13 protein-coding genes and 1 riboswitch are annotated in these 14086 nt (G+C 60.5%); of the genes, 7 read left to right on the forward strand and 6 right to left on the reverse strand.

Annotated features, from left to right (window positions below):
- Window positions 1–33: 33 nt before the first annotated feature.
- The 4 genes from ABTV22_RS02280 to ABTV22_RS02295 all read right to left on the reverse strand — a co-directional run bounded on the left by ABTV22_RS02280 (window position 34) and on the right by ABTV22_RS02295 (window position 3489).
- Window positions 34–1002, reverse strand: coding sequence for a metal ABC transporter ATPase (locus ABTV22_RS02280; RefSeq protein ID WP_433738373.1), 969 nt, complete (start codon window positions 1000–1002; stop codon window positions 34–36).
- 33 nt (window positions 1003–1035) lie between these two features.
- Window positions 1036–1848, reverse strand: a complete 813-nt coding sequence (locus tag ABTV22_RS02285) for an aldo/keto reductase (protein WP_433738374.1) — start codon at window positions 1846–1848, stop codon at window positions 1036–1038.
- Window positions 1845–3020, reverse strand: a complete 1176-nt coding sequence (locus ABTV22_RS02290) for an NAD(P)/FAD-dependent oxidoreductase (RefSeq protein ID WP_433738375.1) — start codon at window positions 3018–3020, stop codon at window positions 1845–1847. The genes ABTV22_RS02285 and ABTV22_RS02290 overlap by 4 nt, the downstream gene beginning before the upstream one ends.
- 136 nt (window positions 3021–3156) lie before the next feature.
- The gene (locus ABTV22_RS02295) at window positions 3157–3489 is read right to left on the reverse strand and encodes a DMT family transporter (RefSeq protein ID WP_433738376.1); all 333 of its coding nucleotides are present in this window, start codon (window positions 3487–3489) and stop codon (window positions 3157–3159) included.
- 103 nt (window positions 3490–3592) lie between these two features.
- On the opposite strand from ABTV22_RS02295, the gene ABTV22_RS02300 reads away from it, so the two are divergent.
- Together ABTV22_RS02300 and waaA are read left to right on the forward strand one after the other, a co-directional pair.
- Entirely contained in the window at window positions 3593–4513 is a 921-nt protein-coding gene (locus ABTV22_RS02300; RefSeq protein ID WP_433738377.1) for a LysR family transcriptional regulator, read from the forward strand.
- Window positions 4506–5783, forward strand: a complete 1278-nt coding sequence (gene waaA, locus ABTV22_RS02305; protein ID WP_433738378.1) for a lipid IV(A) 3-deoxy-D-manno-octulosonic acid transferase — start codon at window positions 4506–4508, stop codon at window positions 5781–5783. The genes ABTV22_RS02300 and waaA overlap by 8 nt, the downstream gene beginning before the upstream one ends.
- A 104-nt stretch (window positions 5784–5887) precedes the next feature.
- On the opposite strand, the gene ABTV22_RS02310 is transcribed toward waaA, so the two are convergent.
- Window positions 5888–7321 (reverse strand): TolC family outer membrane protein, encoded by a 1434-nt coding sequence (locus ABTV22_RS02310; protein ID WP_433738379.1) that lies wholly within the window; start codon window positions 7319–7321, stop codon window positions 5888–5890.
- A gap of 190 nt (window positions 7322–7511) precedes the next feature.
- Window positions 7512–7617: riboswitch (TPP riboswitch) on the forward strand.
- 162 nt (window positions 7618–7779) lie between these two features.
- Between ABTV22_RS02310 and thiC the strand changes: the two genes are divergently transcribed.
- Window positions 7780–9669 carry a phosphomethylpyrimidine synthase ThiC gene (gene thiC / locus ABTV22_RS02315; RefSeq protein ID WP_433738380.1) on the forward strand — a complete coding sequence of 630 codons (1890 nt, stop codon included), beginning with the start codon at window positions 7780–7782 and terminating at the stop codon, window positions 9667–9669.
- Window positions 9670–9805: 136 nt separating this feature from the next.
- Window positions 9806–11098 (forward strand): putative hydroxymethylpyrimidine transporter CytX, encoded by a 1293-nt coding sequence (cytX, locus tag ABTV22_RS02320; protein WP_433738381.1) that lies wholly within the window; start codon window positions 9806–9808, stop codon window positions 11096–11098.
- Here cytX and ABTV22_RS02325 read toward each other — a convergent pair.
- Complete coding sequence (locus ABTV22_RS02325; protein ID WP_433738382.1) at window positions 11067–11813, reverse strand: RsiV family protein; 747 nt, start codon at window positions 11811–11813, stop codon at window positions 11067–11069. The two genes, cytX and ABTV22_RS02325, sit on opposite strands and share 32 nt — an antisense overlap.
- A gap of 205 nt (window positions 11814–12018) precedes the next feature.
- Between ABTV22_RS02325 and ABTV22_RS02330 the strand changes: the two genes are divergently transcribed.
- The 3 genes from ABTV22_RS02330 (at window position 12019) to cpdA (ending at window position 13998) form a co-directional block, all read left to right on the forward strand.
- Window positions 12019–12636: an NUDIX domain-containing protein gene (locus ABTV22_RS02330; RefSeq protein ID WP_433738383.1), complete on the forward strand. Its 618-nt coding sequence runs from the start codon at window positions 12019–12021 to the stop codon at window positions 12634–12636.
- Complete coding sequence (locus tag ABTV22_RS02335; protein ID WP_008063540.1) at window positions 12627–13079, forward strand: DUF1249 domain-containing protein; 453 nt, start codon at window positions 12627–12629, stop codon at window positions 13077–13079. Before ABTV22_RS02330 ends, ABTV22_RS02335 begins: the two co-directional genes overlap by 10 nt.
- A 103-nt stretch (window positions 13080–13182) precedes the next feature.
- A complete protein-coding gene (gene cpdA, locus ABTV22_RS02340) occupies window positions 13183–13998 on the forward strand; it encodes a 3',5'-cyclic-AMP phosphodiesterase (RefSeq protein WP_433741274.1) in 816 nt (271 codons plus the stop codon).
- Window positions 13999–14086 lie beyond the last annotated feature (88 nt).

The raw sequence follows: 14086 nt of genomic DNA on the forward strand, positions 1-14086 counted from the left end.
TGCTCGCTCCTACAGAGGCTGCGATTTTTTGCTTCAGGAGCTGACCTTTTTACGCGGTACCATCTTCTTCAGCAGTAGCTTCGCCTTGCCGCGCAAAAGCGCCAATCCCGAGTTCTTCCCTGGTGGCGTCAATCCCTGCTGCCGTACCCAATCCTTCCAGCGAATCCGCTCATCCTTCACCAGCCAGCCTTCCTGTCGGGCAAAGCTTTCGGCCAGGTACAGTCCGCGCGTGCTCGCCGGGTACAGTTGATCTTTCTTCAAGGTGTAGAGCTCGGCCAGAGGATGACCGTCCTGCAAGGGCATCAGGTACAGATCGGGGCGCTTGCGGTCCAGCCGGGCCACCAGTTGATCGCCTTCCAGTCGCTCGTCGACGTGGAACAGGCTCAGGGATTTGGCTTCCTTGGGAACGTCCAGGCGCAAATCGTAGATCAACTGCAATGATGCCGTTGGCAAGTGCACATAGGCCCGCGGCCGTTCGATCAGCGGCAGATTGGCGCAACGTACCGGCCGCGCCGAGCCCGACAGCGGCGACAGGCGAAATGGCATGGCTTCACGGTAATGCAGGGCCGCCGAGTAGGGCGCTGGTAGCCAGGTGTCGTTGAAACGGCCGCCAAGCCAGCCTTCGGGCGTTTCCAGCAGGCACTCCTCGGCAATCTCCTGAATCGCCGTGTGCAGCGGCAGGTTCAGCTCATGGGCCGGCACGTAGCCGGAAATCAACTTGAGCACCACGTCGCCACGGTCTTGCCGGCGTTGTCGCACCAACACCCAGTAATCGCGGTTCTGCCAATGCAGCGTCAGGCGCACCGACACCCCGAGGTTGGCCAGCTCAAGGGCAAACCGCTCCGTGTCGGCAACCGTCACCGGGCGACGACGCTGCAGGGTCTGGGAAAAATTGAGCGGCCTTCCGACGCTCTGATAACTCAGGCCTTCGGGAGTGGCTTCGACGAATAACGGTAGGGTCTTGAAGTTGCTCGGGTTCTTTCTTATGAGCGTACGCGGCATGTCGGCTCCTGCTTAAGGCCGCGTGGAGCGGCATCAGTTGCTACGTAGGACCTGGGCAACGGTCGCGACGTTGTGGGCGAGGTGCAGCGGATTGATGGTCCCGACAATAGCACTGGCAACACCCGGGTGTTCGAACAGCAGCTCGAAACTGGCGCGCACCGGATCTACACCCGGACTCAGGCACACATGACCGCTGGCGAGGGCTTTTTTGACCAGAATGGCTTTGCCGTGAGCAGCAGCATAGTCAATGACGGGCTTTTCGTTTTGATCGTTCAGATTGTAGGTGACCATCGCACAGTCGCCTTGCTCCAGCGCCTTCAAGCCGCCTTCAACGGTTTTGCCGGAAAAACCGAACCCGCGAATCTTGCCTTCAGCCTTGAGTGCGGCGAGGGTCGCATACACCTCGCACTCGTTGAGAATCGCCAGATCGTTGCCGTCGGAGTGCACCAGCACCAGATCGATGAAGTCCGTCTCCAGGCGTTTCAGGCTGCGCTCCACTGACATTTGGGTATGCGCGGCCGTGAAGTCGTGACGGGACTGACCGTCGTTAAACTCTTCCCCGACTTTGCTGACAATTACCCACTCCTGACGCTGCCCACGCAGTAGCGGACCGAGGCGTTCTTCGCTGCGACCGTAAGCTGGCGCGGTGTCGATCAGGTTGATGCCCAGATCGCGCGTCAATTTGAGCAGCCTGCGTGCATCGTCGTCATCGGGAATCTGGAAACCGCTGGGGTACTTTACCCCTTGATCGCGGCCCAGCTTGACGGTCCCCAGGCCCAATGGCGATACCAGCAGGCCGGTGCTGCCCAGGGGGCGATGCAGGTCATGCAGCGTCGGCTGGCTCATGGCAGCAGTTGCTCCCAGGCCGGGACGCCCATCGGTGGTTTAGGCAGGGGCGGCAACTCGGTGGCGGGGCCAGGCTGAATGCCGTCGCGTTCAAGGCTGGCGATCACCCGGTCGGCAAAGTCCGGTGCCAGTGCCAGCTTGGTCGGCCAGCCCACCAGTAACCGGCCTTCTTCGGCGAGAAACGCATTGTCCGGGCGAACCAGGCCCGATTGCAGCGGCTCGGCACGATCAACCCGCAGGGTGGCCCATTGCGCGGTGCTCAGGTCGATCCACGGCAGCAACTGGGCGAGTTCTTTTTGGGCGGTGGCGATTTGCTCGGCCGGCTCGCGGTTTACGCCGTCGGTCTCGGCGATATCGCCCCCGATGTACCACACCCATTGACCATCGGCGGCCGGGTGAGTCGTCACGGTGATGCGAGGCTTGGTACCGGCACCCAGGCAGTGGGCGTACATCGGTTTGAGGCCTGGGCCCTTGGCGAGGATCATGTGCAGTGGACGGCGTTGCATGGCCGGTCGGGTAAGGCCCAGGGTTTCGAGCAGTGCCGCTGTTCCGGCGCCAGCGCTCAGGACGATGCGTTGGGCGCGGATCTCGCGTTCGTCCACTTTCAGGCCGACCAATACGCCACCTTCCAGCAGCGGTTCGAGGGTCTGGCCGGCGAGCAAGCCATCACCAGCCAAGTCCGCCAGACGCTGAATCAGGCTCGGCACGTCCACCACCAGTTCGGCCAGGCGATAGACCTTACCCTTGAAGCGTCTGTCTTGCAGGGCGGGTGGCAGTTGGTCGCCCTTGACCTGATCGACGCGGCCGCGCACGGCTTTGCTGGCGAAGAAACTGGTGAGGTTGCCAGCAATCGTGCCGGGGGACCAAAGGTAGTGGGCTTCGGAGAGCAGGCGCACGCCGGACAAGTCCAGCTCGCCGTTCCCGGCCAGGGCTTCGCGCCAGCGCCGTGGCATATCGGCGATGGCTTCCGAAGCGCCGGTCAGGGCGCCGTGCAGCGCATATTTGGCACCCCCGTGGATGATGCCCTGGGACTTCACGCTTTGCCCGCCGCCGAGGCTGGCGTTTTCCACCAGCACGGTCGAAAACCCTTGGCGGCGTAGGCGAGCATTCAGCCAGAGGCCGGCGACACCAGCGCCGACAATCAGAACGTCGGTGGAAATAACGGATGGCATGCGGCGACCTCGAGTGTTCAAAACAAGGTCGCAGTATACAGAGCTGAGGCGGGAAAAAAGATTGCAGCCTTCGGCAGCTCCTACAGAGCCTACGCCTGAGCCATGTAGGAGCTGCCGAAGGCTGCGAATCTTTCCCTCAATGCCCCGCAGTTTTGGAGAACAACTGAATCACCACAACCCCCAAGACAATCAGCGCCATCCCCAGCATTGCCGGCACATCCAGTTTCTGCCCATACAGAAACAGTGCCGCAACGCTGACCATCACGATGCCCATGCCGGCCCACACCGCGTAAGCCACACCCACCGGTACGCTGCGCACCACCAGGGTCAACATCCAGAAAGCAATGCCGTAACCGAGAATGACCAGAATCAGCGGCAGTGGAGTGCTGAAGCCTTTGACCGCTTTCATCGAAACAGTGGCAATCACTTCGGCGCAGATGGCTATGGCCAGGTAGTAGTAAGCGGTCATGGGTCAATCCTCGTGTGAAGTGTTGCTTTCTGAGGTCGGCATTCTAGAGACTCTTCAGATGGGGTAAAGTCATTACCTATCTGCCAATGAGATAGGTATGGCCATGAGCATGCAATGGAATCTGGAGCAGCTGCGATTGTTTGTCAGCGTAGCGGAGCAGCGCTCGTTTTCTGCCGTGGCGCGTGAACAGCGCAAGGCGCAGTCAGCGGTCAGCAGTGCGATTGCGTTGCTGGAGGACGACTTGGGCGTGAGCCTGTTCGACCGCAGCAGCGGGCGCCAGCCGAAGCTCACCGAGGCCGGCCAGGCTTTGCTGGAGGAGGCGCGGGAAGTGTTGCGCCAATGTGAACGCCTCAATGGCCGGGCGCTGGCGATGATGCGCGGGCAGGAGGCTCGCTTGCGTCTGGCCCAGGACGAGGCGATGCCTTATCAGCCGATCATCGAAAGCTTCGAGGCGCTGGCCGAGCGTTTTCCCAGCCTTGAAGTGCAATTGACCAGCGCCGCCCAGGGTGAAGTCGCACGCAAGCTGGTGGAGCGCCGCGCCGACCTCGGTCTGTTGTTTTTTCATGATCAAATCCCCGAGGCGCTGGAGCGGCGAGTGCTCGGCAGCGTGGAAATGGTCACCGTATGTGGTGTTGATCATCCGTTGGCGAAGCAGACGCAGGTCAATTGCCAGCAACTGGCGCAACATCGCCAATTGCTGATGTCGACCCAGTCGAGTGTTTATCCGGGCAGCGAGCCGGCCAGTCCGCAAGTCTGGCGAGCCGATAGTTTTTACGTAATGGCCGAATGGCTGGTACGCGGCCTCGGTTGGGCCTGGCTGCCGCGCCATGTGGTGCAGTACCCGACCTACCATGGCCAGATGGTCGAGCTGAGCAGCGAATGGACCCCGCCGGCATTGGTGGTAGAGCTGGTCTGGCGTCGTGATGAGCCACTGGGGCCGGCCGCGCGCTGGTTGGCGGAACGATTTGCCGTGCATTTGCAGGCGATCGGCGAAAAACCCGATAAACTCCGCCGCCATGAATAGAACTCTCTACACCACGCTGTTTTACCTGGGGCTGCCTTTGGTGGCGATTCGGCTGTGGCTGCGGGCACGCAAGGCGCCGGCTTATGCCAAACGCATCGGCGAACGCTTCTCCTACGGGATGCCGGTGATGAAACCCGGTGGTATCTGGGTGCACGCGGTGTCGGTGGGCGAAAGCATTGCTGCAGCGCCGATGATTCGCGCCTTACTGCAGCGTTATCCACAACTGCCGATCACCGTGACCTGCATGACGCCCACCGGTTCGGAGCGCATTCAGTCCCTGTTTGCCAATGAGCCGCGCATCCAGCACTGCTATCTGCCTTATGACTTGCCGTGTGCGGCAAAGCGCTTCTTGGACCGGGTTCGACCGAAGCTGGCGGTGATCATGGAAACCGAGCTCTGGCCCAACCATATTCATCAATGCGCCAAGCGGGGGATTCCCGTGGCGCTGGCCAATGCGCGATTGTCCGAACGCTCGGCCAAAGGCTATGGCCGTTTCGGCAAACTGACGGGGCCGATGCTCGCCGAGATGAGCCTGTTCGCGGTGCAAACCGAAGCCGAGGCTCAGCGTTTTCGTGAGTTGGGCGCCCGGGTTGAAACCGTTGAAGTCACCGGCTCGATCAAGTTCGACCTGACCATCGACCCGCAGCTGTTACAGCGTGCAGCCGAGTTACGCGGGCAATGGCAGGCGCAGGAACGCCCGGTGTGGATCGCCGCCAGTACCCACGAGGGTGAAGACGAGGTGGTGCTCGCGGCCCATCGCCGATTGCTGGCGAACCATCCCGATGCCTTGCTGATTCTGGTGCCGCGCCATCCGGAGCGTTTCAACCCGGTGTTCGAGTTGTGCAAGCAGCAAGGGTTTGCCACGGTCCGTCGTTCCACAGGCGAGTCGGTCACCGCGAGTACATCGGTGCTGCTGGGCGACACCATGGGCGAGCTGCTGTTTCTCTATGCGCTGGCCGACAGTGCCTTCGTCGGCGGCAGCCTGGTGTCCAACGGCGGGCATAACCTGCTTGAGCCGGCGGCGCTGGCCAAGCCAGTGCTCAGTGGTCCGCACCTGTTCAACTTCCTCGAAATCGCCGCACAGTTACGCAACGCCGGCGCGTTGCAGGAAGTGGAGGACGCCGAAGGGTTGGCGCTGGCGGTGCAGCGGCTGTTCGAATTGCCACGTGATGCACAGCGTATGGCAGAGGCGGGCTTGAAGGTGATGCGCACCAATCAGGGCGCGCTGCAGCGGTTGCTGGATGGGTTGGGGCGGTTGATCGAGCGGTAATCGGAATCATGCCTCGCACACAAACCACGTAGGAGCAAAGCTTGCTCGCGATGGCGTCCTTGAGATCGCTATCGCGAGCAAGCTTTGCTCCTACGTTGGTTTTCTCAAGGTCTGACTTTCAGCTGTTCAGCCGCAGCCTTGGCCAGGTCCGGCGGCAGGAAATCCTTGTCCGGGTTGTAGTCAGGCTTGAGCCAGCGCGCCAGGTCTTGCAGGTCACCCGGGTTCAACGTGCCAGCCTGTTGTTTCAGGCGCAGGTTGTCGAGGATGTAGTCGTAGCGCGTGTTGTTGTAGTCACGCACCGAGGTGTACAGCGAGCGTTGCGCATCCAGCACGTCGACGATGTTGCGTGTTCCCACCTGATAGCCGATTTCGGTCGCTTCCACCGCGCTCTGGTTGGAGATGATCGACTGCTTGCGCGCCTGCACCTGCTCGACGTCAGTGTTCACCGCGCGGTGCAGGTCGCGGGTGTTTTGCACGATGGACCGGCGCAGGGATTCGCGTTGCTGCTCGGTCTGATCCAGTTGGGCGTACGACTGGCGGACCTGGGAATTGATCAGGCCGCCGCTGTAGATCGGAATGTTCAGTTGCAGCCCCACCGACGTTTGCTCGACGGGGCCACTGTACGGTTGTGGGAAGCCATTCGGGTTACTGAAGCCCAGGGCATCGTTGTCGCCCTTCTCGTATTTGGCCACCGCATCGACAGTCGGTGCGTGGCCGGCCTTGCGCTGCTTGATGGTCTGCTCGGCGGCGCTGACCGCGTAGTTGCTGGCCAACAGATTGAGGTTCTGTTGGGCGGCTGTTTCGACCCAGGCCTTGGCGTCGTTTGGCGCGGGTGGAAGGATCGGCAGGCTGTGCTTGATGCCCTGGATTGAGTTGTATCGACGGTTGGTCAGGGTGACCAAGGCTTCGAAAGCATCATCCACCTGACGCTGCGCGACGATGCGGTTGGCCCGCGCGGTGTCGTAGCTGGCTTGTGAGTTCAGTACATCGGTCTTGTCTGAAAGGCCGACATCGAAGCGCTCATTAGACTGATCAAGCTGACGTTTGAACGCGGCTTCTTCCGCCTTGGTCGAGGCCAGGTTGTCCTGGCTGCGCAGCACGTTGAAATAGGTGTCGGCGGTTTGCAGGATCAGGTTCTGTTGGGTCGCCGACAGTTGCAGGGCGGCCTGTTCGTTCACATCCTTGGCAGCCTGGAACTGGAACCAGCGATCGGCACGGAACAGCGGTTGCGCCAGCGTAGCCTGATACGAGTGAGCATCGCGGTTGGCGGTGGCTGAAGGCTGGTTGATCGAGGTGCGCACGCCAGTGACATTGGAACCGCCCGACAGGTTGGGCAGCAACCCGGCGCGGGCTTGAGGCACGACTTCTTTCTGGGCGCCATACTGAGCGACGGCGGCGGCGAGGTCGGCGTTGTTGTCCACCGCTTCCTGATAGACGCTGACCAGATCGGTTTTGGTCGATAAGGGCGCTTCTTCTGCCCAGGCCATTCCGTTGGACGCACAAGACACGGCGAGGGCCAGTGAGAGTTTGCGCAGCATGAGGCGATCCCTGAAATTACACTGATAATTTGAGCGCCAAGGCTACGGCGCGGCACATACAGCGTCAATGCGCAGCATGGCGTTGCGAGTGTAGTTGTGCGTTCGCTGCGCAACAATCCAGCAATTACGCCATTCATCATGGTGTTTATCGTGGTGTTGGCGTTCTGTGCCAGTTGTGTCTAGACTGGCGACGTTCTTGTCGGGGTGCCTTGCTATGAGGCTGAGATCGAATAATTTCGGATCCCGTTGAACCTGATCAGGTTAGCGCCTGCGTAGGGAACAAGATTTCTCGTCACCCGGCGAGTCCTCTTGTGCTTCGTCCGGGATGTTGTTCGACAATCGAACACCCCTCGAGCACTGAGCACAGCACAGCTGGTTTTCCCAGTCCACGTGCGTCCATTCGTTACAGGTTCACTCCGACAAAATTCCACTGCCTGGATGCTGTCTGGAGACCCGTGATGACCATAAAAGAAAAAATCGCCACCAACCTGAGTGACTCGGCCAAGGTCGATCAGCAATCGGTTCAGCCGTTTACCCGCTCGCAAAAAATCTATGTGCAGGGCACTCGCCCGGACATTCGCGTGCCCATGCGTGAAATCAGCCTCGACGTGACGCCGACCGACTTCGGCGGCGAGGTCAATGCACCTGTCACGGTCTATGACACTTCCGGCCCGTACACCGACCCCAACGTCATCATCGACGTACGCAAAGGCCTGGCCGACGTGCGTTCGCCATGGATCGAGTCCCGCGGCGATACCGAACGCCTGAGCGGCCTGAGCTCGAACTTCGGCCAGGAGCGCCTCGCCGATCCGGAACTGACCAAGCTGCGCTTTGCCCACGTCAACAACCCGCGTCGTGCCAAGGCCGGGGCCAACGTCACTCAGATGCACTACGCCCGCCAAGGCATCATCACCGCCGAGATGGAATACGTCGCCATCCGCGAAAACATGAAGCTGGAAGTGGCCCGCGCCGCCGGCCTGCTGGATCAGCAACACGCTGGCCACAGCTTCGGCGCCAGCGTGCCGAAAATCATCACCCCCGAATTCGTCCGCGACGAGATCGCTCGCGGTCGCGCGATCATTCCGGCCAACATCAACCACACCGAACTGGAACCGATGATCATCGGCCGTAACTTCCTGGTGAAGATCAACGGCAACATCGGCAACAGCGCCTTGGGTTCGTCCATCGAAGAAGAAGTGGCGAAATTGACCTGGGGCATTCGCTGGGGTTCGGACACGGTCATGGATTTGTCCACCGGCAAGCACATTCACGAAACCCGCGAGTGGATCATCCGCAACTCGCCGGTCCCGATCGGCACCGTACCGATCTACCAGGCCCTGGAAAAGGTTGGCGGCGTCGCTGAAGACCTGACTTGGGAGCTGTTCCGCGACACGCTGATCGAGCAAGCCGAGCAAGGCGTCGATTACTTCACCATCCACGCCGGCGTATTGCTGCGCTACGTGCCGATGACCGCCAAACGCGTGACCGGCATCGTCTCCCGTGGTGGTTCGATCATGGCCAAGTGGTGCCTGGCGCATCACAAGGAGAACTTCCTCTACACCCATTTCGAAGACATTTGCGAAATCATGAAGGCCTACGACGTCAGCTTCTCGCTGGGCGATGGCTTGCGTCCGGGCTCGATTGCCGACGCCAACGACGAAGCGCAATTCGGCGAGCTGGAGACCCTCGGCGAGCTGACCAAGATTGCCTGGAAGCATGACGTGCAATGCATGATCGAAGGCCCAGGCCACGTGCCGATGCAGTTGATCAAAGAGAACATGGACAAGCAGCTTGAATGCTGCGACGAGGCGCCGTTCTACACTCTCGGCCCGCTGACCACCGATATTGCACCAGGCTACGACCACATCACCTCCGGCATCGGTGCCGCGATGATCGGCTGGTTCGGTTGCGCGATGCTCTGCTACGTGACGCCGAAGGAACACTTGGGCCTGCCGAACAAAGATGACGTGAAGACCGGGATCATCACCTACAAGATCGCCGCCCATGCCGCCGATCTGGCCAAAGGGCACCCGGGGGCGCAGATCCGCGACAATGCGCTGAGCAAGGCGCGTTTCGAATTCCGTTGGGAGGACCAGTTCAACCTGGGCCTGGATCCGGACACTGCCCGTTCGTATCACGATGAGACCCTGCCGAAGGATTCGGCCAAGGTCGCGCACTTCTGCTCCATGTGCGGGCCGAAGTTCTGCTCGATGAAAATCACCCAGGAAGTCCGAGAGTACGCGGCCAACCAGCGGATCGACGCAGTGGACGTGGACGTCGCTCAGGGCATGGCCGAACAGGCCGAGCGCTTCAAACAGGAAGGCAGTCAGCTGTACCAGAAAGTCTGATGCCAGCACATAGACCGTAGGAGCCGGCTTGCTGGCGATCAATCGCGACGCGGTGCATCAGATGCCGCTATCGCCAGCAAGCCGGCTCCTACAGGGCGCACAACAAACCGAACAATGTTCCTCTGAGATAACACCCTTGAGCATTCAACCCAGTACGTATTCACCTGATGTCGCCGTGCCCACCGACAAACGTGTCTTCGGCGGCCGCGATCTGTTTTCCCTGTGGTTTTCCCTCGGCATCGGCCTGATGGTCCTGCAGACCGGTGCGTTGCTCGCGCCCGGTCTTGGTCTGTCCGGTTCGTTGCTGGCGATTTTCCTTGGCACGCTGGTCGGCGTGCTGTTGCTGGCGGCAGTCGGCGTGATCGGTAGCGACACCGGCCTTTCGTCGATGGCCGCGCTCAAGCTCAGCCTCGGCGCCAAGGGCGCGAGCCTGCCGGCGGTGCTGAACCTGCTGCAGCTGATCGGTTGGGGTTCGTTCGAAATCATCGTCATGCGCGATGCCGCCAGCCTGTTGGGCGCCCGCGCGTTCAGTGAGGGCAGTCTGCTGTCCAGTCCAGTGTTGTGGACTTTGTTCTTCGGAGCACTGGCGACCTTGCTGGCCGTCAGTGGCCCGTTGACCTTCGTACGGCAGATCCTGCGCAAGTGGGGTATCTGGCTGCTGCTGGCCGCGTGCACCTGGCTGACCTGGAACCTGTTTGCCAAAGCCGATCTGGCGGCTCTTTGGGCACAAGCCGGCGACGGTTCGATGCCGTTCGCCGTGGGTTTCGACATCGCCATCGCCATGCCGCTGTCCTGGCTGCCATTGATCGCCGACTACTCGCGTTTCGGCAAGCGGGCGAAAAACGTCTTCGGTGGCACCGCCGTCGGCTTCTTCATCGGTAACTTCTGGCTGATGAGCCTGGGCGTGGCCTACACCTTGGCGTTTGCGCCGAGCGGTGAAGTCAATGCATTGCTGTTGGCGCTGGCCGGTGCCGGCCTGGGGATTCCGTTGCTGCTGATTCTGCTGGATGAATCGGAAAACGCTTTTGCCGATATTCACTCGGCGGCAGTGTCCAGCGGCATTCTGTTACGCATGAAGGTTGAGCACCTGGCACTGGCCATCGGTGTGGTTTGCACCTTGATCGCCTTGCTGGCGCCCTTGGCCCAGTACCAGAACTTCCTGCTGTTGATCGGTTCGGTGTTCGCGCCGTTGTTCGGCGTGGTGCTGGTGGATCACTTCATCCTGCGCAAGCGCAGTGGCCAAGTCGCGTCAGCCGCGTTGCGCTGGCCGGCGCTGCTCGCCTGGCTGGGCGGGATCAGCACCTATCATCTGCTGGCCAACCTGTATCCGGATGTCGGTGCAACCCTGCCGGCACTGGTCCTGGCAGGGCTGCTGCAACTGGTGTTGGGTCGGGCCTTCAGTTACGGCCGGGAAACAGCTCAGGCTTGATGATGCCGTTCAGGCGAGGGTAGGGGATCTTCAGTTCGACGTGCCCCAGCGCGTAAGGCGCGATGCTGCTGGTTTCGTACTTGAGGATCACCCCGCCATAGGTCAGCGCCACGTTCTGGGTTTTCTGGAACGGCCAGCTCTTCACGAACTCCGGTTCCTGATCGAGCTTGGTGCTGATCAACCAGCTGTTGTGCGCCACTTGGGCGGCCTTCCAGAAGGCTTCTTCCTGCCCAGGCACCAGCATGTCCGACAGCGTCAGCACTTTGTGCTGCTGGCGTGAATAGTTGATGAAGCCTCGACCCGGTGTGCCATGGGCGCCGCCGGTGTCCAGATAACTGGACAGCTCGATGATCACCAGTCCGTCATGCTGCTCGCGTACCTTGGCTTGCAAGTAGCTGCTGTTGCGCGGGCCGGCATTGCGCAAAAACTGCTCACGGTAGGCCGCCAGCGTCGGTGCTACCGGGGCGTCAGGCGAAGTCCGGGTCATTTGCAGCAGGCGTTTTTCGATGATGCCGTCCAGGGCTGGTTCGTCGGGGAAGTGCACGGTGTCGATGTTGACCAGGGGGCAATCCTGGTCCTTGCAGCCTGGCTTGAGCTGTTCGGTGGCGTCGCGGGTGGTTTCCAGCGGCGCTCGGTAGTTCGGCTGAAACAGACTTTGGCAGGCCCCCAGTGTCAGGGCGATTGCAGTCACGGAGGCGATTTTAAAAAGCGACATGGGCGTCCTTTATAAAACAGGGGAAGGCAAAAAGTTACCCGCTTCGACTCTCAACGGGGCAATCAGTTCGCCACTAAGCTAATTAGAGTGGGTTTCGTCCTCACCGTCTATCTCGCTGACGGGAAAGGGGCTGCATCAAATGTCGCGGGCGCGTTAGGATGGCGCGAAGTCGAGGCTGGAGCCTCATTGTAGACACGAGGATTTCATGACTGATTTTGCCAACGCCATTCCGACCGCCGTGGATATCGTGCGGCGCGAAAAATGCTTCGAGGGTTTCTACAAACTCGACCGCGTGCATTTGCGCCACGAATTGTTTGCCGGGGGCATGAGTCGCGAGATCAACCGTGAAGTGTTCGTTCGTCACGATGCGGTCTGTGTGCTGCCTTATGATCCGCAGCGCGACGAAGTGGTGCTGATTGAACAGTTTCGTGTCGGTGCCGTGGGCAAGACTGACAATCCATGGCTGATCGAACTGGTCGCTGGTCTGATCGATAAGGAAGAAGTGCCGGAAGAAGTTGCTCACCGCGAAGGGCAGGAGGAAGCTGGACTTGTATTCGGGGCGCTGTGGCCGATGACCAAATATTTTCCATCGCCGGGCGGTAGCAACGAATTCGTCCATTTGTACCTGGGGCGCTGCGACAGTAACGGGGTTGGCGGCCTGCATGGGCTGGAGGAAGAAGCAGAAGATATCCGCGTCACGGTGTGGGCCTTTGAAGATGCCCTGCAAGCCGTACGCGACGGACGTATTGCCAACGCGGCCAGTATCATCGCCTTGCAGTGGCTGGCGTTGAACCGCGTTGAAGTGAGGGGGTTATGGTCGTAAACAAGCTGCGCGATCGCTATCGGGTGGATCTGGTGGGGCTGCAAGCGTCCTGCGAGGCGAATTACGCGCGTCTGATGCGACTGTTGCCGGACATGCGCAGCGAACCGGCGGCACGGCGCATTGCCGTGACCCATGGCGACCAGATGCTCGGTGTGCTGGCGCTGGAGGTGTTGCAAGTCTGTCCCTACACAACGACCTTGCAGGTGCGCCAGGAACACAGCCTGCCTTGGCTGCCGGTGCCGCAACTGGAAGTTCAGGTCTATCACGATGCATGCATGGCCGAAGTGGTCAGCGCCGAACATGCGCGACGTTTTCGTGGCATCTATCCTTACCCGAACGCTTCCATGCATCAGCCCGACGAAAAGGCTCAACTGAACATGTTTCTGGGCGAATGGCTGAGCCATTGCCTGGCGCTGGGTCATGAGTACGAAGTAGTACGTTAACGTTCTTGTGAACTGTGTCAGGTTCACAGGTTTCCCCTTTCGAGCGTCCCCCAGCATAATTGCGCCACTGACCCTTTCCGTGATCACGCCCTGGGAGAACGCCTTGCCGAGCGTATCCACATTGACCACCGCCGATCCGGCGTTGCTGGTGCAACTGTCCGATAGTCACTTGTTTGCCGAGGCGGATGGCACGTTGCTGGGCATGAATACCCGCGACAGCCTGCAAGCCGTCATCGAGCAGGTGCACGCGCAGCAATCCCGGATTGATTTGATCCTGGCCACTGGAGATTTATCTCAGGACGGTACGCTTGCGTCTTACCAACTGTTTCGCGAACTGACCCGCCAGCTCAATGCACCGGCGCGCTGGATTCCCGGTAATCACGACGAGCCACAGGTCATGGCCGAGGCTGCAATGCAAAGTGCTTTGCTGGAACCGGTCGTGGATATCGGCAACTGGCGGGTGACGATGCTTGATTCGGCGGTACCGGGCTCGGTGCCGGGGTATTTGCATAATGAGCAGTTGCAGTTGCTGGCCCGCTCATTGAGTGAGGCACCTGAGCGGCATCATCTGGTGTGCTTGCACCATCACCCGGTGTCGATCGGCTGTGCATGGATGGAGCCTATCGGATTGCGCAACCCGGACGCTTTTTTCGAAGTGCTGGATCGTTTTCCGCAGGCGCGCGCCGTGCTGTGGGGGCATGTGCATCAGGAGATTGATCAATGGCGTAATGGCGTGCGTCTGATTGCATCGCCGTCGACCTGCATTCAATTCGAACCGGGCAGCGACGATTTCAAAGTGGGCGAGCAGGCACCGGGGTATCGCTGGTTGCGGTTGTTGCCGGATGGGCAGCTGGAAACCGGTGTGGAGCGGGTGACCGGATTCGACTTCCAGATCGATTACGGCTCCAACGGATATTGATGGCGTCGCTCTCTGTAGGAGCACGGCTTGCCGGCGATAGCGATTTCAATGACGCCATCGCCGGCAAGCCGTGCTCCTACAAGGGGCA

This window comes from Pseudomonas putida (assembly GCF_050990305.1).
In the GTDB taxonomy this organism is placed as follows: domain Bacteria; phylum Pseudomonadota; class Gammaproteobacteria; order Pseudomonadales; family Pseudomonadaceae; genus Aquipseudomonas; species Aquipseudomonas putida_AH.